Annotated in this window: 21 protein-coding genes; 7 read left to right on the top strand and 14 right to left on the bottom strand. The window is 66.4% G+C overall.

All coding sequences use genetic code 11. The features are described from left to right. Positions 1-214: 214 nt before the first annotated feature. On the bottom strand, positions 215-1,204 hold the full coding sequence (locus J2X01_RS04335; protein WP_310051003.1) for a transporter substrate-binding domain-containing protein: 990 nt from the start codon (positions 1,202-1,204) through the stop codon (positions 215-217). A gap of 256 nt (positions 1,205-1,460) precedes the next feature. Here J2X01_RS04335 and J2X01_RS04330 point away from each other — a divergent pair, with 256 nt between their 5' ends. Continuing rightward, positions 1,461-1,982 (top strand): SRPBCC family protein, encoded by a 522-nt coding sequence (locus J2X01_RS04330; protein WP_310051001.1) that lies wholly within the window; start codon positions 1,461-1,463, stop codon positions 1,980-1,982. Positions 1,983-1,987: 5 nt separating this feature from the next. Then, the gene (locus J2X01_RS04325; protein WP_310050999.1) at positions 1,988-2,602 is read left to right on the top strand and encodes a DUF6919 family putative SAM-binding protein; all 615 of its coding nucleotides are present in this window, start codon (positions 1,988-1,990) and stop codon (positions 2,600-2,602) included. Here the strand turns inward: J2X01_RS04325 and J2X01_RS04320 are convergent. Beyond that, positions 2,599-2,922, bottom strand: coding sequence for an antibiotic biosynthesis monooxygenase family protein (locus tag J2X01_RS04320; protein WP_310050997.1), 324 nt, complete (start codon positions 2,920-2,922; stop codon positions 2,599-2,601). The two genes, J2X01_RS04325 and J2X01_RS04320, sit on opposite strands and share 4 nt — an antisense overlap. Before the next feature lie 217 nt (positions 2,923-3,139). Between J2X01_RS04320 and J2X01_RS04315 the strand changes: the two genes are divergently transcribed. Genes J2X01_RS04315 through J2X01_RS04300 form a run of 4 tightly spaced genes read left to right on the top strand, consistent with a single transcriptional unit; the run spans position 3,140 to position 6,922 of the window. Then, the gene (locus J2X01_RS04315; RefSeq protein WP_310050995.1) at positions 3,140-4,090 is read left to right on the top strand and encodes a siderophore ABC transporter substrate-binding protein; all 951 of its coding nucleotides are present in this window, start codon (positions 3,140-3,142) and stop codon (positions 4,088-4,090) included. A 13-nt stretch (positions 4,091-4,103) separates the two neighbouring features. Beyond that, complete coding sequence (locus J2X01_RS04310; RefSeq protein ID WP_310050991.1) at positions 4,104-5,141, top strand: ABC transporter permease; 1,038 nt, start codon at positions 4,104-4,106, stop codon at positions 5,139-5,141. After that, positions 5,134-6,150, top strand: coding sequence for an iron chelate uptake ABC transporter family permease subunit (locus J2X01_RS04305; RefSeq protein ID WP_310050990.1), 1,017 nt, complete (start codon positions 5,134-5,136; stop codon positions 6,148-6,150). Before J2X01_RS04310 ends, J2X01_RS04305 begins: the two co-directional genes overlap by 8 nt. A 13-nt stretch (positions 6,151-6,163) precedes the next feature. Further along, complete coding sequence (locus J2X01_RS04300; RefSeq protein WP_310050987.1) at positions 6,164-6,922, top strand: iron ABC transporter ATP-binding protein; 759 nt, start codon at positions 6,164-6,166, stop codon at positions 6,920-6,922. Positions 6,923-6,938: 16 nt separating this feature from the next. Here the strand turns inward: J2X01_RS04300 and J2X01_RS04295 are convergent, their stop codons facing one another. The 11 genes from J2X01_RS04295 to J2X01_RS04245 form a co-directional block, all read right to left on the bottom strand. Next, the gene (locus J2X01_RS04295) at positions 6,939-8,462 is read right to left on the bottom strand and encodes an aldehyde dehydrogenase family protein (protein ID WP_310050985.1); all 1,524 of its coding nucleotides are present in this window, start codon (positions 8,460-8,462) and stop codon (positions 6,939-6,941) included. Next, on the bottom strand, positions 8,459-9,208 hold the full coding sequence (locus J2X01_RS04290; RefSeq protein ID WP_310050983.1) for an HD domain-containing protein: 750 nt from the start codon (positions 9,206-9,208) through the stop codon (positions 8,459-8,461). The genes J2X01_RS04295 and J2X01_RS04290 overlap by 4 nt, the downstream gene beginning before the upstream one ends. Before the next feature lie 41 nt (positions 9,209-9,249). Beyond that, on the bottom strand, positions 9,250-10,578 hold the full coding sequence (locus J2X01_RS04285; RefSeq protein WP_310050981.1) for an NAD(P)/FAD-dependent oxidoreductase: 1,329 nt from the start codon (positions 10,576-10,578) through the stop codon (positions 9,250-9,252). A gap of 2 nt (positions 10,579-10,580) precedes the next feature. Next, positions 10,581-10,901, bottom strand: coding sequence for a 2Fe-2S iron-sulfur cluster-binding protein (locus J2X01_RS04280; RefSeq protein ID WP_310050979.1), 321 nt, complete (start codon positions 10,899-10,901; stop codon positions 10,581-10,583). A 59-nt stretch (positions 10,902-10,960) separates the two neighbouring features. Continuing rightward, positions 10,961-11,752 carry an SDR family NAD(P)-dependent oxidoreductase gene (locus J2X01_RS04275; RefSeq protein ID WP_310050976.1) on the bottom strand — a complete coding sequence of 264 codons (792 nt, stop codon included), beginning with the start codon at positions 11,750-11,752 and terminating at the stop codon, positions 10,961-10,963. 22 nt (positions 11,753-11,774) lie between these two features. Next, a complete protein-coding gene (locus tag J2X01_RS04270; protein WP_310050974.1) occupies positions 11,775-13,643 on the bottom strand; it encodes a PEP-utilizing enzyme in 1,869 nt (622 codons plus the stop codon). Positions 13,644-13,701: 58 nt separating this feature from the next. Further along, positions 13,702-14,772, bottom strand: a complete 1,071-nt coding sequence (locus J2X01_RS04265) for a PEP/pyruvate-binding domain-containing protein (protein WP_310050971.1) — start codon at positions 14,770-14,772, stop codon at positions 13,702-13,704. Positions 14,773-14,777: 5 nt separating this feature from the next. Beyond that, complete coding sequence (locus J2X01_RS04260) at positions 14,778-16,055, bottom strand: cytochrome P450 (RefSeq protein ID WP_310050969.1); 1,278 nt, start codon at positions 16,053-16,055, stop codon at positions 14,778-14,780. Positions 16,056-16,201: 146 nt separating this feature from the next. Then, on the bottom strand, positions 16,202-16,996 hold the full coding sequence (locus J2X01_RS04255) for an IclR family transcriptional regulator (protein WP_310051648.1): 795 nt from the start codon (positions 16,994-16,996) through the stop codon (positions 16,202-16,204). Between the two features lie 215 nt (positions 16,997-17,211). Then, a complete protein-coding gene (locus J2X01_RS04250) occupies positions 17,212-18,015 on the bottom strand; it encodes a creatininase (RefSeq protein ID WP_310050966.1) in 804 nt (267 codons plus the stop codon). Positions 18,016-18,144: 129 nt separating this feature from the next. Further along, on the bottom strand, positions 18,145-19,683 hold the full coding sequence (locus tag J2X01_RS04245; RefSeq protein WP_310050965.1) for a purine-cytosine permease family protein: 1,539 nt from the start codon (positions 19,681-19,683) through the stop codon (positions 18,145-18,147). A 108-nt stretch (positions 19,684-19,791) separates the two neighbouring features. Between J2X01_RS04245 and J2X01_RS04240 the strand changes: the two genes are divergently transcribed. Further along, positions 19,792-21,330: a PucR family transcriptional regulator gene (locus tag J2X01_RS04240; RefSeq protein ID WP_310050962.1), complete on the top strand. Its 1,539-nt coding sequence runs from the start codon at positions 19,792-19,794 to the stop codon at positions 21,328-21,330. 3 nt (positions 21,331-21,333) lie between these two features. Here the strand turns inward: J2X01_RS04240 and J2X01_RS04235 are convergent, their stop codons facing one another. Then, positions 21,334-22,170 carry an IclR family transcriptional regulator gene (locus J2X01_RS04235; RefSeq protein WP_310050959.1) on the bottom strand — a complete coding sequence of 279 codons (837 nt, stop codon included), beginning with the start codon at positions 22,168-22,170 and terminating at the stop codon, positions 21,334-21,336.

Below are 22,170 nucleotides of genomic sequence, written 5' to 3'. Positions count from 1 at the left end.
CGGGAGCGACAGCACCAGCAACAGCCTCATCCGGCTGCAACTGACGCTCTGGCAGCAGCATCTCTAGACGATCCCCCGTTCATCCCATCGGTTGCTGCGTAACCGCCGTTTTCAGGTCCCATAAGGGCGGCTACGGAGCAATCGACGCGTCGGGCAGGCGCAAGGAATCCCCGCCGGACGATTTCCGGCGGGGATTCCTTGCGTACAGGTGCGGCTACTTCTTGGGCAGGCCCGCCGGGTTCAGCTCGGACTTCGTCACGGCCTCGGAGCTCAGGCCCCAGCGGTCCAGGATCTTGGCGTAGGAGCCGTCCTGGATTAGGTGGTTCAGGCCGGCTGCGGCCGCAGCGGCAAGGCCGTTGCCCTTCTTGGTCGTGGCGGCGATGTTGGCCTTCAGCGGCCACCCGCCATCGACCAGCCCCACGAGCTTGGTCTTCGCGTCAGTGGCAGCCTTGAACGCCGACGTGGCGTTGGGGCCGAATGTGAGGTCCGCGCGGCCGGACGGCAGGGCGAGTTGGGAGGCGGAATCGTCGTCGTAATACTGGAACTGGACCGGGTTCAGGCCCTTCTTCTTGTTCTCCTCATCCCAGCGCAGCAGGATGGACTCCTGGTTGGTGCCGGAGCCCACGATCACGCGCTTGCCGGCCACATCCTCCGCCGTCTCCACCTTGCTGATGGCGCTGTCGGCCTTGGCGTAGAAGCCCAGCTTGTCGTCGCGGTAGCTGGCGAAGTCGAACTTGAGCTTGCGCTCCTCGGTCACCGTCACGTTGGACAGCACGGCCTCGTACTTGCCGGAGTCGACGCCGAGAGGCCAGTCGGCCCAGGCGGTGGGCACGATCTCAGCTTCCAGCCCCAGGGACTGCGCCAGCCCGACGGCGAGGTCCACCTCATTGCCCACTGGCGTTTTGTTGTCGGTGGCGTAGACGGCCAGCGGGGCCGCGAACGGGCTGACGGCGACGGTCAGCTTGCCATCGCTTTTGACCGCTTCCGGGACCAGGGCGGCGGCGTCTTTGTTGACGGTGACCTTGATCCGGTCCTGCTCCGGCGAGAGGTTGAACTGCTTGACCGCGGTGGACGACCCGGACGACGCCGCCGGGCCGGCGCTGCCGGCGGCCGACGCGCCGGGGTCGGAGCAGGCCGCCAGACTCAGCAGGGTGGCGGCCGCGAGGGCGGCGGTGACGCCGGAGTTGAGGGTGGTTCTGGACATGTTGTTCCCCTTGGAAGGCTCGGATGTGATGATGGTTCCAGCTACTATCCGGACCGGCGAAGGACGGGTCAAAGCGCCATGAAACCAGGGGATACAGGGGGTCACCGGGCTTCATCCGGTGACAGCGAAGGACGCTCGCGGGGACCGAGTGTTACCCCAGGTTGCCCGCCGTGACGCAGTGGGACAAAAACCTGCGGCGCTGTGCCCGGCTGGCCTAGCCTGCTAGTAAACCCGCAGATCACAGGAGGTGTAGGACTTGTCGCTGACCACTCGCCGGACAACCCACCGGCTCACCATTAACGCCCCGGCCGACCTCATCTTCGCGATGCTGCGGGATTCCTCGCACTGGCCCTATCTGGATGGCCTTACCGTCTATTCTGAGCGCGTCAGCGGCGATGATGCCAACCACGAACTCCGGACGTCCGTGGCGGCGAACGGCTCTCTGAGCTCCAGCCACTGCCACCGGATCTTTGATGCCGCCGGACACCGTGCCGAGTTCCGCCAGCTCGGGCTGGAGCATCCGCTGCTGAGCCTCGGCGGCGAATGGTCGATCCATCGGGCGGAAGGGTCCTCCGAAGTCACGCTGAATCACGAGTTCGAGGTGGACGAGGAAGACGGGGAGCTCCCGGAGCAGATCCACCGCACCATCGACGAGTACAGCCGGCGCGAGCTCGAGGCCCTGCGCCTGAGCTGTGAGCGTCTCGCCCGGCTGCTGCTCCAGCACTCCAAAAACAGCCCAGCCGACAGCGCCGCCGGCAGCAAAATCAGAGGGGCGTAGACCCAATGGCAGAGGACAGATACACCACCGAACGGGACGGCTACGGGCGGCTCCTCGCGGACCGTGAGGTGTGGCGGCAGGCGGGGACCATCCCGGCGGCCGGCGAGCTGACCGCGCGCTGGCTGGAGGGCCGGAGCCAGTACCAGCCGGGAACCTTTACCCCCGGTTTCGACGCCGAGACGAAGGCTATCGCCGGGGAGCTCGCCGCGCTGAACCGCAACGGGCTCTTCACCAAGGAATCCCAACCGGGCGTACTCGGCGAAGGGCACAGGCAGCGCGCCTACGTGACGGGATTCTGCAGTGCGGAATCGGCGGCCGCGCTCCTGGAGCTGTCCGGCCGGACCGAGCTGGTGACGGTGGCCCATGCCCCCGGCGAAGCCAGCCAGTCGTCCATTCCCGTGTCCCTGCGGGACGGCGAAGTGGTGACGGTACTGGGCAGCAGCGAAAGCCCGGCCGGTGACGATCAGCTCCGCGACTGGTCCGAGGAGGCCAACGATACCCTCGCCCTTTTGCTGGCCGAGTCCTGGTATGTGGAAGTCTTCGACCCGGCCTGGGGCCGAAACGGCGTCCTCCTGGCCGCAGTGCTCACGGCGCTGGCCGGCGCCGAAACAGCGGGCTAGGGAGAATCCCAGCCAATGCTCGCAGCCTCGTCCAGGGTGCGCGCCTCGAAATGCTCCAGCATCTCGCGCATGCCCTCCATGCTCTGCTTGAACACCTCTGACGCCCGCCACACTTCAGCCTGTTCCAGGGATTCCCACGGACCGGTGCTAATGAACCGGTTCCGGACGTCATGGTCATGCATCAGCACGGCCTTCGCGTGCGGGAAGTCTTCCTTGGTTTTGCGGGCCAGATCCCGCCAGGCCTGCACGAAGTCATTCTCGCGGCCCGGGTGCACCAGCCAGATTCCCAGCGTATAAACCGACACGTCGATCGCCTCCATAGTCTGCAAGGGGTGGATACCCCGATTATCGGCCCGGCTTCCCTGCGGCCGGTAGGGCCGATTTACCCGTGGGAGGGCCGCACCGCTACAGAACGGCAGTGCGCCTCAGCGCACTGCCGTTCACAGTTGGAAATAAGGTAAGCCTTCCCTATATAGTCAGGTTTTATCTATTAGACAACATTTTTGTGATGTATTAGCAGCGCGGAGACCCCAAGAAGTGAAGAACAGACTCAAGCCCGGCCTCGGCGCACTCACGGCAGCCCTGCTGTTTGCCCTCACCGGGTGTGGCCAGGCCGCAACCGTCGGGACGGCGGCGGCGGAGAAGCCCGCAACGATCACCGTGGAACACGCCCAAGGCACCACGGCCGACGTTCCCGTCAACCCCGAGACTGTCTTCACCTTCGATCTCGGCGTGCTGGACACCATGGACGCGCTGGGGGTGGAGCCCGACGGCGTGCCGAAGGCCACCTACCCGGCAGCCCTGCAGAAGTACTCCGAGGAGCGGTTCACCAAGATCGGCTCGATGAAGGAGCCCGATTTCGAAGCCATCAGCGCTGGCGCCCCGGACCTCATCATCATCTCCGGCCGCACCGCCGGAGCCTATGAGGAACTGAGCAAGATCGCTCCGACCATTGACCTGACGCTGGACACGGCCGAGCCGATGGCGAGCTTCAAGTCCCAGACGGCCACCCTCGGCAAAATCTTCGGCAAGGAAGCCCTGGTCACTGACAAGCTTGCTGCCATCGATTCGACGATCGGCGAGACCAGGGCAAAGGCAGCCGACGCCGGCCGGGGCCTGATCGTGCTGACCTCCGGCGGCGAACTGACCGCCTACGGTGCCGGTTCCCGCTTCGGCATCATCCACGATGTCCTGGGCGTCACGGCTGCCGCCGATATCAAGGCGGACGCCGCCCACGGCGAAGCCGTCTCCTTCGAGTTCATCAAGGAAACCAACCCGGACGTCCTGTACGTCGTCAACCGCGACAGCGCCACGGGATCCGATGCCACGGCCTCCAACGCTGTCCTGGACAACGACCTCGTGCAGTCCACCAACGCAGGAAAGAACGGCAAGATCGTCGGCCTCGATCCGGCCGGCTGGTACCTCGTAGGCTACGGCCTGAACAACATCCAGGCCATGGTCGAAGCGGTCGCCGGCTCCGTAGCCTGATTCCGGTTAGGCAATGACGACGACGGCGGCGCGCACCCGCGCCACAAAAACGCCCGCTCCCGGATCCCGCGCACCCAAAAACCGCGCCCGTTCCGGCGAATCCGCCGCGCTGGCCGCGGGCGCCACCGTCGTCCTTGTCGTCGCCGCCGTCAGCATGTTCGTCGGTGTCAGCGACATCTCGCTCCCCCGCCTCCTCAGCAATGACCCGGCGGCGTGGGACATCTTCTGGATCTCGAGGGTGCCGCGGACTGTGGCCGTGGTGCTGGCCGGCGTGGCGGTGGCGGTTGCCGGGCTGATCATGCAGCTCATGGCCCGGAACCGCTTCGTGGAGCCGTCCACGGTGGGCACCACGGAAGCGGCCACCCTGGGCATCCTGGTGGTCACGGTACTGGCTCCGGGCGCACCCCTGCTGGCGAAGATGGGGGTGGCGAGCGTCTTCGCGGTGCTGGGAACGGCGCTTTTCCTGGCCCTCCTGCGGCAGCTGCCCGCCCGCAACACGCTCCTGATTCCGCTCGTGGGGATCATGCTTGGCGGCATCATTGGGGCCGTCACCACCTTCTTTGCCTACCGCTTCGACCTCCTGCAGACCCTGAGCAACTGGATGGTGGGCGACTTTTCCGGGGTGCTGCGGGGCCGGTATGAACTGCTCTGGATCGTCGCGCTCCTGAGCCTAATCGGCTTCATCGCCGCCGACCGCTTCACGGTGGCGGGGATGGGCCAGGACTTCACCACGAACCTGGGCCTCAACTACGCCCGCACGCTGCGGCTCGGCCTGGTCATTGTCTCGCTGATCTCGGCCGTCGTGGTGACGTCCGTTGGGGCTGTTCCCTTCCTCGGCCTGGTGGTACCGAACATCGTGTCCCTGATCTTCGGCGACAACCTGCGGCGCGCCGTCCCGTGGACCGCAGTCTGCGGCGCGGCCCTGGTGCTGATCTGCGACATCATCGGCCGCACCATCCGCTACCCGTACGAGGTCCCGGTGGGAATGGTCATGTCCGTCATCGGCGCTGTCCTCTTTCTGGTCCTGCTCTTGAGGAAACGCAATGCCTAGCATCACACTCGCCGGCCCTTCCGCCACCGCCCCTGCGAAGCCGCGGTTGAGCGCGCGCCGCCTGCCGCCGTCGGCCGTTCTGATGGTGCTGGCCGGGGCAGCCCTGGCAGCGGTGGCCGTCTTCCTGTTCATCGACCTGAAGGGGAACGTGGGCTACGCGCTGTCCCGGCGCGGCATCAAGGTGGGCGCGATGGTGGTGGTGGCGACGGCGGTCGGGGTCTCCACGCTGCTGTTCCAGACCGTCACCGCCAACCGCATCCTGACGCCGTCGATCATGGGCTTCGATTCGCTGTATATCCTGCTCCAGACGGGTCTGACCTTCTCGCTCGGCGCCGCCACCCTGGTCGCGGCACCGCCCGTGGTGCGGTTCGGCGTCGAGGTCTTCCTGATGGTGGGGTTCAGTGCGCTGCTCTACCGCTGGATGTTCACCGGCGCCACCCGCTCACTGCATTTGCTGCTGCTGGTCGGAATCGTGCTGGGCACGCTGTTCCGTGGCATCTCATCGCTGTTGCAGCGCCTCATGGAACCCAGTGAATTCATCATCCTGCAGGATCTGTTCTTCGCGAGTTTCAACTCCGTGGAACCTGCCATCCTGGGCGTCTCCGCCCTGGTGGTCGCCGCGGGGAGCCTCTTCGCCTGGCACCAGCGGCATAAACTCGATGTCCTGGCGCTCGGCCGGGACCTGGCAATCAATGTCGGTGTGGACCACCGCCGGACCGTGATGGGCGTTCTGCTGGTGTGCTCGCTGCTGGTGGCCGTCTCCACCGCGTTGGTCGGGCCGATCACGTTCTTCGGGCTCCTCGTAGTCAGCCTGGGCTACCAGTTCTGCCGCGACTACAGCCACCGCTGGCTGTTGCCAATGGTCTCGCTGCTGGGAATCGTGGCGCTCGTGGGTGGCCAGCTGGTGCTGGAGCGCATTTTCGGCTTCGATACGGCGCTGAGCGTCATCATCGAGTTCACTGGCGGCCTCCTGTTCCTGTTCCTGCTGCTGAAAGGCGCGCTGAAGTGATGGAGTTCCTCCAGTGATCGAAGTCCGCAACGTCTCCAAGAGCTACGGGGCCCAAACCGTGCTGGACGACGTCAGCTGCGTCATTCCGCGCGGCGGCATCACGTCCATCATCGGCCCCAACGGCGCCGGGAAATCCACCCTGCTCTCGCTGATCAGCCGGCTTCAGCCCCTCGATTCCGGATCCGTTGCCGTGGCTGGGCAGGACGTGGAACGTACGCCCAGCCGCGACCTGGCCAGGACCATGGCCATCCTGCGGCAGGAGAACCACCTGACCATGCGGCTGCGCGTCCGCGACCTGGTGGCCTTTGGCAGGTTCCCGCACTCCGGCGGGCGGCCCACCGTGGTGGATAAAGCCAAGGTGGAGGAGGCCATGGCCCACCTTGACCTGGTCCCAATGGCGGACAAGTTCGTGGACGAACTCTCCGGCGGGCAGCGCCAGCGCGCCTTCATCGCCATGGTGCTGGCGCAGGACACCGAGTACGTCCTGCTGGACGAACCGCTCAACAACCTGGACATGAAGCACTCGGTGGAGATGATGCGGCTCCTGCGCCGGCTCGCCGATGTGCTGGACAAGACCGTCGTGCTGGTGGTCCACGACATCAACTTCGCATCCTGCTATTCGGACACCGTGCTGGCCATGAAGGACGGCAGGCTGCTGCATCAGGGAACACCGGCGGACATCATGCAGCCTGATGTACTGCGGGACATCTACGACATCGACATCCGGATCGAGGAGATCGACGGCAACCGGATCGGCGTCTACTTCACCTAGCAGTAGCGCCGCGGCGCTACTGGACTTTCCGGTGGATCGACTTGTAGCTCAGGTAGGCGTTGAGGCCCTCGATGCCGTACTCGGTGCCGAGGCCGGAGTCGTGCCGGCCGCCGAACGGTGCGGCGTGGTTGGAGGCGAAGAAGTTGATGCCCACGGAACCGGTGTCCATCCGGTCCGCTACGGCCAGCGCCGCCTCCGGATCGGCTCCGAACACCAGGCCGCCGAGGCCGAACTCGGTGTTGTTGGCCAGCTCAACGGCCTGGTCAGCGCTGCCGCCGGCGTCATTGTATTTCAGGATGCAGATGACCGGGCCGAAGATCTCCTCGCGGGAGATCCGCATGCCGGGAGTGACGTCGGCGAACACGGTGGGTTCCACGAAGTACCCGCCTTCGAGCCCGCCGCCCAGTGACGCCGCGCGCCCGCCGGTGGTGGCGCGGGCGCCTTCGGCCAGCCCTGAGTCCACGTATTCCAGCACGGTCCGGTATTGCGACTCGGTGGCGCAGGGCCCGAAGACCGTGTCCGGGTCCAGCGGGTCGCCCTGCTTGCCGGCGGCGATCGTCTGCGTGACCATGTCCACGACTTCCCCGTAGCGGCTGGCGGGGGCGAGGATGCGGGTCGAGATGTAGCAGGTCTGCCCGGTGTTGCGCATCGAGGAGCGGATCAGCACCTTGGACATGGCGTCCAGGTCGGCGTCCGGCAGCACGATGGCGCTGGATTTTCCGCCGAGCTCCAGGGTGACGGGCCGCAGCAGCTCGCCGCAGGCCGCCGCTATTTTCCGGCCCACCGGCGTCGATCCGGTGAAGGCGACCTTATCCACGCCGCTGTGTTTCACCAGCGCATCGCCGAGCCGGCCGGAGCCGGTGACCAGGTTGACGACGCCGGCCGGGACGCCCGCGGCGGCCACGGCGTCGATGATCACCCGGAGCGACAGCGGGGTGGGCGACGCCGGTTTCATCACCACGGTGCAGCCGGCCAGCAGCGCCGGGGCCAGCTTGATCACCACAAGGTTGATCGGGAAGTTCCAGGGCGCGATCAGCGCGCACACGCCGATCGGTTCGCGCCGAACCACGGATTCGCCGCCGCCCTTGGGGAAGGCCCGCACGTCCTCGCGCCCCAGGTAGCCGGCGAGGGTGGCGAAGTAGCGGAAGATACCCGCGGCGTTGGCCGCGGCCCCGGCGGATTCGGAGACGGGTGAGCCGTTCTCGCGGGTGTTGGTCAGCGAGAGTTCTTCGGCCCGCTTTTCCACCTCGTCGGCGATGCGCAGCAGGTAGGCGGCCCGTTCGGAGGGCGCCAGCCGCGGCCACCCGCCCTCGTCAAATGCCCTGCGGGCGGAGGCCACGGCGGCGTCGATGTCTTCGGGGGTGCCGTCCGGGACGGATCCCCAGACTTCGCCGGTGGCGGGGTCGGTGACCGGGTTGCGGGCCGTGGCCCGCGCCGGGGACCAGGCGCCGTTGATGAAGATGTCGTCCACGTGCGTGTACGGCAGCCTGAGCGCGGCGCGGGCGGCCAGTGCGGGGGCGTCGTGCGTCGCGGCGGTCATCGGATGACCGCCGTCTTGAGCAGGGCGGTGGAGCGGTTCAGGTCTGCGGTTGCCATGTCGTGGGCAGCCTGGGTGATGAGCTCGGGCACGATTTCGGCGGCCAGCCGGTCGGTGTAGGTGGCCGGGTCCATTTTGAACCAGGTGGAGGCCAGTGCGATTCCGGCCTGGTCGAAGCGCCACAGCCGGTCGGCGTCGCGCATCAGCGCATCCTCCAGCGACCGGGCCACCGGGCGGGTGTCGTGGCCGTCGATGATCCCGCAGACGCGCTCGATGAATTCCGCGGTGTAGCCCAGGCCCGGGAGGACCCGGCGGGCCACGTCGCAGCCCTGCTTCTCGTGTTCGTAGCGGATGGCGGCCTTGCGCCAGTCCCCCGCGAAGCCTTCGGAGAGGATGCGGGATTCGTCCACATGGGCCCAGCCGGTATCGTGCAGCAGGGTGGCGACCCGGACCAGTTCGGCGTCGGCGTCGGGATAGGCGCGGCAGAGCCGTTCGGCGAAGGCGAGGGAGATGGGCAGGTGGATGTCGTTGCCGCGGGTGCGGGTCTCGTGCACCACGGCCTGCCAGAGACCGTCGAGTTCCTCGAGCGCCGCCGGCGTGGTGGCGATCGGGGTGGTGTCCACCGGTCCGGTCGCCGGTACGGGCCGGACCGGGTACGCGGCGGCGAAGTCCGCAGCAGCGGGATTGGCTGCCGTCGGGTTTTCGGAGTCCGACGCGGTGCCGGCAACCGGGGTCTTGGGGGTGGTCATAATGCTCCTTCGGAGGGGGCCGGCTTACTGTCTGAGTGCAGTTAGCTGTCCGTGGTGATCGTCTTGAGGGGTGTGGCCGGGTCCGATGCCGCAGCGGCGGGGATGTTCTGGCCTTTGGCGAGGGCGTTCTTCACGGCCATGAAGTCCAGCGGGGCGTTGACGCAGTCCGCGGCGATGACCTGGCCCAGGCGGTAGTAGAGGACGCTGAATTTGCCGCGTGCCTCGTCGCGCCGCAGCACGGTCTGGTCGTAGCCGTTGCACAGCCCGGCGATCTGCAGTTTGAGGTCGGCCTGGTTGGACCAGAACCAGGGGATGCCGGCGTATTCCTCGCGCCGGCCGGTGAGAGAGTAGGCCGCGACTTTGGCGTGTTCAATCGCGTTGTTGACACTTTCCAGCCGGATCCGCTCCCCCGGGGCTGAGCCGGGCACCGGGTTCGGCATGTTGGCACAGTCGCCGATCGCCACGGTGGTGCCGTCCGAGGCCAGCGCGAAGCGGTCCACGACGATCCCGTTGTCCACGGTCAGGCCGAGCTGTTCGGCCAGCTGGGTGTTGGGGAGGACCCCGATGCCCACCAGCACGATCTGCGCGGGCAGCACGGTGCCGTCCTGGAGTTCGACCCCGGCGACGGCGACGGCGTTACCTGCGGCGCCGGCCGCGGTGAAGCGTTTGGCGCTCGTGTTCAGCCGGATGTCCAGGCCGCGGGCCCGATGTGCCTGCAGGAAGTAGTCCGCAGTTTCCTCGCCGACGGCGCGGCCCACCAGGCGCGGTCCGAATTCCAGCACGGTGACGTTCTTGCCCATCTTCTGCAGGCTGGATGCGGCTTCGAGGCCAATGAATCCGCCGCCGATCACCACGACGTCCCGAGCGTCCCCCACCCTGGCCTTGAGCGCCAGGGCGTCGTCAGCGTTGCGCAGGTAGAGCACGCCGTCGAGGTCGCCGCCCTCGATTTCCAGTTTCCGGGCGCGGGCGCCCACGGTGAGGGCTAGTCGCTGGAACGGGAACTGCCGGCCCGACGAGGAATGCGCGACGCCGGAGCCGTCGGCCTCCTTGTCGATGCCGACGATGTATTCGCCCTTGACCAGGTCCACGTTGTGCTCGGCCCAGTATTCGTTGGAGCGGAAAATCAAGGACTCGCTCTCCACGGTGCCCTGCAGGAACTCCTTGGACAGGGCGGGGCGCTGGTAGGGTCGGTGATCCTCGTCGCCGAGCAGGGTGATGTGCTCGTCGAAACCGAGGGCGCGGAGGGAGACTGCGAGCTGGACGCCGGACTGGCTCGCGCCGATGATCAGCAGGCCGGTGCGGGTGGGGCTGTCCGGCTGCGCCGCGGTGCCGGCGGAGGTCTGCTCGGCCGCGGCGACGTGGGTGCCCATCCCTACACCTGGGTTTCTGGGGTGGTGACGAACAGTTCGAGCGCGTCAGTCAACCGGAGCTGGCAGGACAGCCGCGAGTTGTCCTCGCGGTCCACGGCGGTGCCGTACAGCATTTCGTCCTCCATGTCCTCCATCGGCGGGAGCTGCGAGAGGCAGTCCTCCCGGACAAAGACATGGCACGTGGCGCAGGACAGCGAGCCGCCGCATTCGGCCACGATGCCGGGGACGCCGTTGCGCACCGCGGTTTCCATCACTGAGTCGCCGGGATTGCCCTGGACGTCGCGGACTGCGCCTTCGGCGTCGGTGAAATGAACCGTTGGCATTGGTCCTCCTTGGGGTTGAACTTGGGGTTGAAGTCGGAAAGTTGGGAGATAGGGCAGCGTCAGACGAACTGGCGTCCGCCGTCGACCACCATGGTCTGGCCGGTGTAGTAGGAACTGTCCGGCCCGGCCAGGAAGAGCGCGGCGCCCACAATGTCCTCCGGCTGGCTGGCCCGCTTGATCGCTCCGCGGTCCACACCGTAGTTCTCGGCGTTCTCCATCAGCCCATAGCTGGCCTCGGTCAGGGTGAAGCCGGGGGCGATCGCGTTGACCGTGATCCCCCGCCGGCCCAGTTCCTTGGCCATCACCCGGGTCAGGGCCACCACGCCGCCCTTGGAGGCGACGTAGTGCAGCCACTGCTCCGAGCCGCTGAAGATCGTGGCGCTGGAGAGATTGATGACGCGCCCGCCCTCGGGCAGGTACGGGCTTGCTGCGCGGGTGACGAGCCAGGGTCCTTTGAGGTTCACGTTCATCACCAGGTCCCATTCGGCCGGGTCGATGTCCTCGAACGGTGTGCGGGTCACGCCCGCGTACACCGCTGCGTTGTTAAGCACGACGTCGATGCTCCCGTTTCCGAAGTCCGCGCAGCTTTTCGCGAGGGCCTCGGTGGACTCAACGCTGGTAACGTCCGTGTGGAAGGCAGCCGCGTCGGCCCCGGTTTCCCGGACCAGTTTCGCGGTTTCCTCCGCACCGTCGAGGTTCACGTCCGCCACCGCCACGCGGTAGCCGCGGCGGCCGAAGCCGAGCGCGAACGCCCGGCCCAGGCCGCCGGCGGCACCGGTGATCAGGACGGTGCGGGCGGGCTGCCCCGCCGGACTTTCCTGGCCAGAACCGTCATATTCCGTGGCAGGCATGTTTGATTCAGGCATCCGCTGCTCAGACATGGCTGTGGCTGTGCGCCCCGGGTCCGGAGACGAGCAGTTCGGCCTCGTCGTCGAGGATCTGGACCGTGCCCTTGGTGCCGTCCACGCGCAGCCGCTGACCGGTCTTGATCGTGGTGGACGCCGAGCCGGTGCCGGTCACGGCCGGCAGGCCGTACTCCCGGCAGACAATCGCGGCGTGGCTCATCATGCCGCCGATGTCCGTGACCGTGGCCTTGATCTTGCCGAAGATCGGGCCCCAGGACGGCGCCGTGACGGTGGCGACCAGGATCTCGCCCTGCTGCACCTCGGAGAGCTGGTCCGCGTCCGTGATCACCCGGGCCAGACCCTCCACCACACCAGGGGAGGCGGCCATGCCGCGCAGGCCGCCGCCCTCGACGGCTTCGCCGGCGCCCAGCCACTGCTGGACCTGCTCCGTGGTGATGCCCCAGAGCATCCGGGTGAAGGGTTCGGTGATGATTTCCGGCGGCGTGTTCAGGGCTGGGGCGGGCCGGGCGGTCTTGAGCGCATCCACGATCCCGCGGCGGCGCTCGATCTCTTCCGGCCAGTAGTCCGGGCCGATCGGCTTGGCGCCGACGCCCCAGCCGGTGACCAGGTCGAAGAGCGCGTCGCGGACCTCGTTGCGGCCCAGGTAGAGCAGGTCGTCCGGTTCGGTCCAGAAGCCCTCGGCCTGCATCATGCGGGACAGTTCACGGATCTTGCGCCAGAAGACGCCCATGGTCCAGTGTTCGATGTAGAAATTGTGGTTCTCCACGTACGGGTAAGCGGTCGCAGCAAGTCCGCGCTTGGCGTCGAAGAGGCTCTGGTTTTCGCCTTCCAGCAGGTCTCGGTATTCCTCGATGATGCGGTCGCGCTCGAGGATCAGGGCCTCGACCGGGCGCATGATTTCCTGGCCCTCGTCCACGCGGCGGATGTAGTCAGCGATGTAGCCCAGCGGGATTTCCTGGTGTTCGTTCCAGTACTTGTCGTGGCCGTAGAAGCCGTTGCCCACGGTGAAGTTGAACCACGGATCCTTCGCCCCCTCGTACTGGGCGATCCAGCGGTCCCCGCCGGGGGCAGCCGCAACGGCAGCCAGGGTCGCCTCGACGTCGTCCGTGTTGCCGAAGTGCGGCTGCAGCCGGAGTTCCACGGCGAGTTTGGCGAGCTGCTTGAGCTCGTCATCCGGGCGGAAGAGTTCCATGTCGACGCCCTGCACCATTGTGGCGATGGACTGGTCCGGGATGTTGGGGAAAACCTGTTTGCAGAAGTTGAAGAAGTCCAGGTAGGCGATGTAGCCGAGGTTGAGGAATTCGAAGTGGTACTGCCAGTTCTGGTAGGCGAGCTGGATCAGCCGGTCGTAGCTCTCCAGCAGTTTCTCGGAACCGTCCTTGCCCTTGCCGGAGAGGATGTCCTCCATCGGGACCACGTCCGGGAGCTTGGGGAAGGAGATGGTTTCCATCTCGTCGATGGTGCCCTTGACCTTGACGTGCCAGTCCTTGAGGAGCTGGTCCCAGTTCTGGAAGTAGTGGCCCACGCGCTGTTCGAACAGCGGCACCCGCGCGGCGATCTGGTCCTCCGGCACGGGGATGGGCGACATGTAGAGGTAGCCGAGGTGGACGCGGAATTCGATGCCGTTCGCGTTCGGAATCATCAGATGCCGTGCGTTGTACTGGCCCAGGCACTTGACCGCGAATTCGCCGCCGATGGTCTCGAAGGGCTTAAACACGGTGGGCCAGTGCTGGCTGTCGCAGAACCAGAACTTGGCGTCCTCCTGTTCCTTCAACTTGTCCTGGAAGACCAGGTAGTACGGGTAGATCTTTTCCCAGCCCTCGGCGCCGGCGGGAACCGCAAGCTCGGAGGGTTTGGGGAACGACTTCAGGGACATGGCGGTCCTTTCAATTCGGGCTCGGCGTTGAGCCTGGGTGACGAAGCGGACTAGCGGGTCAAATCTTGTTGGTTGAGCTGGCGGGACTGAGTCCGCTGAAGTAGCCGCCGGTGGCGGCGGCCGACGGGACCGCCGGTTTGGAGGAGTGCACGGTTTCGGGGCGGGACTGCAGCAGGAGCAGGTTTTCGCCGTCGGGCAGGTCCGTGTCGAGGGCCCATTCGATGTCCTGAGGGCACTTGTAGTGCTTTTCCGCGCGCTTGGCCATCTGTGCGACGGCGGTCAGTTCGGCGTCGCTGAGGCTGCGGCGGCCGCGGCGTTCGGCGTCGACCTCCCGCTCCACCAGCCGGCCGGCAGCGGTGTCCGGGACGAGTTCGGCGTGTTTGTCGCCGAGGTGTTCGGAGATGACGGTCAGCGTGACCTTGTCCAGCATGATGTTGTCCGGCGTGACCTGGCCGGAGACCACCATCTCGCCGACCCCGTAGGAGGAATCGATGGTGATCTTGGAGCGGTCACCGTTGGTGGGGTCCATGGTGATGGCGACGCCGGAGACCCGCGCGTTGACCATCTTCTGCACTACGACGGCCATGGAGAGGCCCTCATTGGGGATGTTGTTTTTGAGCCGGTAGATGATGGCGCGGGACGTAAAGAGCGAGGCCCAGCACTGCCGGATGTGCTCGGTGACGGCCTTGACTCCGGCGAGCCAGAGGTAGGTGTCCTGCTGGCCGGCGAAGGAGGCGTCCGGCAGGTCTTCGGCGGTGGCGCTGGAGCGGACCGCCACGGGGACGGGCGCCTCGAAGCGGGACATCAGGGCCTCGTAGGCGCCGACGGTGAGCTCGCGCATCGCTTGCGGCACGGGACGGGAGCAGATGTCCTCCCGGATGGCGGCGGAGACCTTGTCCACCTGGCCCATGTCTTCGGGGTCCAGATCGGCGAGCAGCTGGTGGATATGCCGGGTAATGCCGGCTTCCTCCATAAACGCGTCGAACTGGGCCGTGGTGACGACGAAGCCGGGCGGGACGGGCATGCCGGCGGAGGTCATGGTGACCAGGGAAGCGCCCTTGCCGCCGAGGTTTTCGAGTTTTGGTTCGATCCCGCCGTCGAAGAATTGGACGTATTCGTTGCTTTGCACAGTTCTCAGGCCTTCCAGCTGACGGGGACGGTCTCGGGGACACGGAAGGAGAGGTTTTCCCGGAAGGCGATGGCGTCCGGGTTCTCCAGCTGCAACCCGGGGGCGAGCCGGGCTACTTCCTCGAGGGCGATTTTGGCCTGGAGCTTGGCGAGCATATTGCCCAGGCAGTAGTGGATGCCGTACCCGAAGGAGAGGTGCTCGCGGGCGTTGGGGCGGGTGATGTCGAAGTCCTCGCCGGCGCTGAATTTGTTCTCGTCGCGGTTGGCGGAACCCATCAGAAGCAGCAGCTGCGCGCCTTCCTCGAGGGCGACGCCGCCAACTTCGGTGTCCTTCAGGGCCTTGCGGCGCCAGCCCACGATCGAGCCGGCGTAGCGCAGGACCTCGTCGATGGCGGCGGGGATCCTCTTGGGGTCCTCGACGAGCTGCTGCCACTGCTCGGGCCGGGCCAGCAGCTCGCGGAGGGCGTTGGAGATCAGCGTGGTGGTGGTCTCGTGGCCGGCGAAGAGCAGGCTGTAAAGGACAGAGGCGATCTCGTGGTCGGAGATCTCAGCACCTTCCTGCTGTGACGTCACCAGGTCCGCAGTGAGGTTATCGCCGCCTTCCTCGTGGGCCACCCTGACCAGGCGCAGGCACTCCTGCCAGTACTCGACGAGGTTGTGGGCGTGCGGGATCTGTTCCTCGTCACTCAGGTCGCCCCAGGTCATGGCCGCGCGGGAATCACTCCAGCGCTTGAACGTGTCCACCTGGGCGACGTCCGCGCCGATCAGAGTGAGGATGGTGATGGTGGGGACGTCGTAGGCGAGATCCTTGACCAGGTCACCGTGGCGGTCCGGACGGGCCAGCATCTTCTCGAGCAGTTCGACGACGTTCTGCCGGATGAAAGGCTCGAGTGCCTTGTAGCGGCGGGGGGTGAAGGCCTTCTGGACCACGGCGCGGATCCGGGTGTGCTCCGGCGGACGGCGGGCCGAAAGGCCCGAGTAGGCGGTGAAGCCGCCGTCTTCCATGATCTTCTTCGCGGCGGCGCCGCGTTCGCGGACCGGCGCCTGGGCGTTTTCGCTGGAGAAGGTCTCCCAATCCTCGAACACGGCCTTGATGTCGTCATAGCGGGAGACGACGTAGAGTCCGACCCGCTCGTCGAACATAACCGGCTGCTCGATCCGGAGTTCGGCATAGGCCGTAAACGGATCCTTCATCTGGAACGGCTCGTAGCCGTGGTGCCCCTCGGGGGCTTCGGCGCCGTGTCCAAAGGGACAGCGGCCGGCCGTATCCGTCGACGATGACATCTAAGCTCCTTGGTTTCGGTACCGCCGGCAGCGCCAGTGCATGCCGGTGTTCTTACCCACCAGTGTGGCTCCCATCACTCGCCGATGGCAGGACCGGCTTCCACTGGGCGGAAGTCAGTTGTTTTCCGCCCCGGGCGGGATCCGGTTCAGTCAGTGCCGGCGGCGTGGCTGCCCAGCAGTGTTTCCAGCGGGATCCGGGCCGTGGCGCGTTCAATCTGGGCGGCGATGCCCCGCAGGACCGGCAGGTGCCGGGTCATCGTGGCGGCCTGGCTGGTGGGCAGCACGAGTCCGATCGACGCGCCGATCCTGCCGGTATGGAAGACCGGGACGGCGATCGAGCAGGAGCCCAGCCGGACTTCCTCCAGCGTGGTGGCATAGCCCTGCTCGCGGATCTGGGTCAGCTCCCCGGCGAGCTTTTTGGGGTCCACGTGGGTGTGTGCGGTGTGGCGCTCCAGCTGCCGGTTCAGGTAAGCATCCCGGACCCAGTCCTCCTCAAAAGCGAGGAGGACCTTTCCGACGGCGGTCGCGTGCATGGGCAGCCGGCCGCCGACCCGGCCGGCGCGGGGCACCCGCTTGGAACCGTAGACCCGGTCGATGTAGAGCACGTCGCGTCCGGCCCGGACCGCCAGATGCGCGGTTTCGCCGGTGAGCGAAAAGAGATCCTGAACGTAGGGCCGCGCCGCGTCGCGCAACTGCCGCCCGGTGTTCTGGGCGAGCTCCCAGAGGCGGATGCCGAGCTGGTAGCGGCCGTTGGGCTCGCGGGAGAGGAATCCCCAGTCCGTGAGCTCGTTGACCAGGCGGTGGGCGGTGCTCAGCGGCAGCCCGGATTTTTCGGCGATGTCCGTGAGGCTAAGGGCACCCCGGGACTTTTCAAAGGCTTCGAGGATGGCGAGGACCTTTGAGGTCACGGTCCTGCCGGGTTCTCGGCTGCCGCCGGCCATCGTGACCTCCTCGTTGCGGGCTTGGCCGTCAGCCGGGCCGTCGGGCCGCCCGGAATCGAGTGTAGTCCGCAAGTGCCGGCATCTGGCCAGGCGGTCCGGTTGGCCTGCGCAGGTCCGATGGGCAGTACCGTGACACAAATGGCGCCGCGGGAAAGTCTCCCCGCGGCGCCATAGTTTCACTGGGCGAATCGCGTTGCCCTGTGGATCGTTATCCCCTACCCCGGAACAACCGCAAGCGCGGGTTCACGGACCAGTTCGCTTGCGAGGTCGAGGGCCAGATCTTCGACAACCTGCCCGTACAGCAGCCCGCCCCTGGCAGCGCTGGAGCCAGCGGCCGACGACAGGCAACCGGTGGCGGGTGTCCGCTCCGGAACCACGGGGAGCCTGTCGAAGCGCGGGAGGACCGCGGCAGGACCGTCGACCAGACGGTCAATGGCTACCCGGGCCGGTTCGAGATGGAGCATGAGCGAGGTTTCCAGGACCCCGCCGTGCTCGATGTCCCAGCCCGGGAAGCCACCGGGATAGACCTGCCTCAGGGTGTCCTCGCTGACGAAGTCCCAGTAGGACAGGAGCAGCACACTCTGCTCTGCCCCGGGCTTAATGCCCAAATCCTCAAGGGCAAGATCGATTCCCTCGTACAGGAACTGGTAGTTCTCGAAGTGGCCGTTGATGAATACCACGTGCCGGACGCCCTGATTGAGGAAGGACTTGACCAGGTTGCGGGCCACGCCGATTAGAGTGGCACCATCCAGGCTGGTTGTACCGGAGAGGTGGTTGCCTCCGCCGGACTTTTGCTGCGATTTGTACCCGTAGGCGATCGGCTGGGCAACAAGTCCACCCAGCCGCCGGGCAACACCCTCCGCGAAGTGGGAGGACAGAATGGTGTCCGTCCCAAGCGGAAGGTGCGGACCGTGCTGCTCCAGGGACCCGACCGGAATGAGGACGATCGCCTCCCCGGATGCCAGGACTTCGCGGTAGGCGAAAGCATCCAGGTCTTCCAGAAATACTGACTTGTCCATGCTGGTGGTGCTCCTCGTTTAGTTCAGTGTGCAAATGGCGTCGGCTGCCGCCGTCGAGTATTAGGCGCTGTACGGGCCGGCCGGCGGGGAATCCGGTGACAGTTTCCCCGCCCTAGGGTGATCTTCTGGTCAGAGGCCGGTGGAGGAAGCGGACACGGCGGGAAGGTGGGCCGTCCCGCTGGCGGCCACTTCGGTGGCGGGTTCGGTGTCGGCGCTGGTCAGGTGCAGGAACTTGCGGTGGAAGCGCGGGCCCATCAGACCGTAGGCTATGGCGCTGGAGAGGCCGCCGGCGAGCCAGGACAGGTCCCATCCGCCCAGGGCGACGGCGATCGGGCCCTGCATCGCGGGGACCAGCCCGTACATGAACAGCCAGGTGGCGAAGATTCCGATCAGCAGGGACGCGATGCCTGCCGGGTTCACGCCGGGCAGTCGCTTGGTGCCGACTGCGTCGAACAGCCGGGTGGGGTCGCCGGGCCAGCGCTTGTCAATGTAGAAGTAGTGCACCAGCATGACCCCGCCCCAGGCGGCAACCCAGGCCACGAGTCCGATCAGCCAGGCGTCCAGGACGGCGGCGAAGTCCTCCTGGAAGATGAAGAAGACGACGGCGGCGAGCGAGAACACACCGACGAAGAGGTTGAGCTTGCGGCGGCTGATGGTGATGTCGAGGGCCTGCGTTGCGACGGAGAAGGTGTAGATGTTCAGGATGTTGGTGGCGATCGGACCGTGCAGGACCATCAGCAGCACCGGGAGCGCCATGACGCCGAAGTTCTGCACGATGAGTTTGCCGGGGTCGATCTCGCCGCTGTTGGTGGCCAGGCTGGCGCCCAGGATGCCGAGCCAGACGACCGGAATGAACTGACCCAGGACCGAGGCCAGGTAGACCTTGCGCTTGGGTACTTCGGTGCTGACGAAGCGGGAGTAGTCGGCGGCGTAGGTGAACCAGGTGATGCCCCAGCCGATGCCGATGGCGGTCATCACAGCGCTCATCGCGGCGATCCGCTCCGAGCCTTCGAGGATGTTGCCGGCCGGGCCTGCGTAGGACCAGTTGATCTTCATGCCGAACCAGGCGACGACGGACATCACGGCGAGAATGATGATGGTGGGCGGCACGGTCCACTTTTCAAATGCAGCGATCGCCTTGTAGCCGAACCAGGCGATGGCGACCTGCGCCGCCATGATGGCCGTGGCGACGCCGATCTTCCAGGCATAGTTGTGGGCGGTCGGGTCAACCCAGCCGAGGGTGCCAAAGAGTGCCATGACCAAGTCCAGGATGATCCAGGTGTTGACCGCGCACCAGCCGATGACCAGCAGGGCCTGGATGGCTGCCGGCAGGTAGTTTCCCTGCCTGCCGAAGGCGGCCCGGGCCAGCACCATGCCGGTGGCCCCGGTCTTCTGGCCGAGAAGGACAAAGCAGCCGAAGAGCAGCATGCCGATCAGGTTCCCCAAAACCAGAACGGTGACCGTGTCGGCGAATCCTAGGCCGAGGTGGATGCCGAGGGCGCCGAGCACCCAGTTAATCGGGGCGAGGTTGGCACCGGCCCAGATCCAGAACTGACCGGAGACTTTCCGGGTCCGCTGGGACTCGGGAATGGGCTGGAGCCAGGCTTCACAGTCTTCGAGGTCCACCGGGGCCGGGCCGGCGGTAGTCTTCAGGGGTTTTTCACGCATTGGAGCCTCCGTGAGAGTTTTGGGGGTACTTCAAGGCTATGTGGCGCACACCACATTCACCTATATAGAATGTGTCTAGTTAATTCCTTCTTGAGGTGACGGAGTGTCATGACCATACGACTTCAGCAAGTTCTCGATCATCCGACCCTTTCGGTCGCTGATCCCGTAATCCGGGCCGCGGCCGGCACAGCGGCCAGGACCCAGCTCCGCTGGATCCACTCCAGCGAGATCCTGGACATCGCTCCCCTGCTCGACGGCGGGGAGCTTCTGCTAACGGGAGGGGAAGCGCTCGCCCACGCCAGCGAGGAACGGCAAGTCATGTACATCCGCCAGCTGGCAGAGCGGGGCGTGGCCGCCCTGGCCATCGAAACCGGCATCGCCCTCCCCTCGCTCCCGTCCGCCATGGTGTCGGCCGCTGAGGCATCCGGCCTGCCGCTAATCGAGCTCCGCAAGGTGGTGCCCTTTGTCGGCGTTATGCAGGCCATCAACTCGACACTGGTCAGCGAGTCGGTGTCCCAGTTGCGGCGGGCGGACGAGGCGAGCCACGCAATGGCCGTCGAGCTGGCCCATGGCGGCAGTCTGGACAGGATTCTCGCCGTCCTGGCCGGCATCATCAACGCCGAAGTGACCCTGACGTCACTCACGGGCGCAACGCTGGCCAGCGCGACGCCGGGCACCGCCGACGACGACATTGCCGCCTCCGCTCCCGCGAACCAGGAACCCGCCCGCCTGATCCAGATTGACGTGCCGGTACGCGGGATCCTTGCTGCTCAGCTCATGCTGCGCGTCCCGGCGCACGAGGACGAGAATCTGGCCCGCACTGCCGGAAAACGTTCCATTGACATCCTGGCCCTGGCCATGCTGCAGCGGATGTCGCCCGGACTCCGGGAGGTTGCCGGAGCAGCCTTGATCCGTGCCATTGACTCCGGCAGCCAGCCGTGGCGGCTGCAGCAGTTGGCATCGGCAGCTGGCATTCCGGCCTCCGAACCACTGATAGCCGTGGTGGTCCGGTCGGATACGTCCCAACAGCTGCGGACATCGGTCGAGCAGTTGCTGGCCCGGGCGGCACACTCCCACGCAACCTACGTCGATAATGCCGAGCTTCTTGCAGTGGCGGGCCTGGGCGGCGATGCTCCGGACGAGAACCGGCAAAGCATTATGGCTGGCCTGCTGGAGCTTCCGGCCATGGCCAGAACGCTCGCGGCGGTGGGTCCCCTGGTGGCCGGAATTTCGGACGCCCCCTGGTCACTGTCGGAAGCCAAGCTCACGCTGGAACTGGCGGCCTCCCGGGAGCAGTTCCGATCCGACGCCGGCGGGCACGGTCCCGTCATCGACGCGGAGGCATTCGCTGTGGAACGTCTGGCCGTTCAGTCCCTGGACCCCTATCAGCGGCGGAACTTCGTGCGCCAGCAGCTGGGGGTGCTTCTGGATCATGATGCGCACCGCAATTCGCGGCTGCTCGACACCCTGGCAACGTGGCTGGATTGCGGATGCAACACCGCCCAGGCAGCGAGGGAGCTGCATCTGGAACGGCAGTCGATGCACCAGCGGCTGCGCCGGATCTTCGAGCTCTGCGGGGGCGACCCCCGGGAAACGGGCCGGTTGGCGGCGCTGCACCTGGCCGCCCGGCTCGCCGGACTCGTCTGAGTCCTAGCTGTTGCCGCTATCGCCGGCGCGTTCCGGGTTGCCGGGGGGACGTCCGCCCAGCCGGGTGGTGACGCGGTGCGCGGCAGCGGCACACGCCTCGCCCAGGCTTTGCAGTCGCTCGCGCGAGACGCGGAACCGGGGGGCCGGAATGAGGACGCTTGCCACAATGTCGCCGCGGTGGTCGTACACCGGCGCGGCCACGCCGACCTCGTCGATGGATGATTCACCGTAGTTGATGGCCCAGCCCCGGCGGGTGACGTCGCCGAGTTTGATCTGGTAGCCATCGAGGCTGGCATCATCCAGTCCCGGATAGGTGATGGCTCCGCTGCGGAGCAGGGCCCGGACCCGCTCGGCGGGTTCGGTGGATAGAAACACCTGCACGGACGCGCTCATGGCGTCCTGGTACCGGGCTCCCAGCGGAGTGCTGTGCTTTATCTGGTGGTGGCTGGCGATCTGTTCCACGCACATCGATTCTGTGCCGTTCCAGACCATAAGCGCGCTGGTTTCCCCGGTCTGTTCGGTGAGTTCACGCAGGACCGGGTAGGCCACCCTGCGTTCCTCGAGTTCTGCGAGCAGCGGACCGGCAATGGCGATCAGCCCCAGCCCGAGACGGAACCGGCGCGTTTCCGGGTCACGTTCCACCAGGTGTTCCTGCTCGAACGTGGCCAGGATCCGGGAAACGGTGCTTTTGTGCAGACCGACGCGGTTGGCGATCTCGGTGACTCCGAGCAGCGGTTCGTCGGCGCTGAATGTCCTCAGCACTGCGATGGCGTTGACGATGACGGAGGTGCCCTTGGTGTCGCCGCTTCCGTTGCTATCCGTGGATTCTTCTTGGCTCAT

The organism is Arthrobacter ginsengisoli, assembly GCF_031456935.1.
Taxonomy (GTDB): domain Bacteria; phylum Actinomycetota; class Actinomycetes; order Actinomycetales; family Micrococcaceae; genus Arthrobacter; species Arthrobacter ginsengisoli.
The sequence above is the reverse complement of the archived record's forward strand: the minus strand, read 5'-3'. Positions and strand labels throughout refer to the sequence as shown.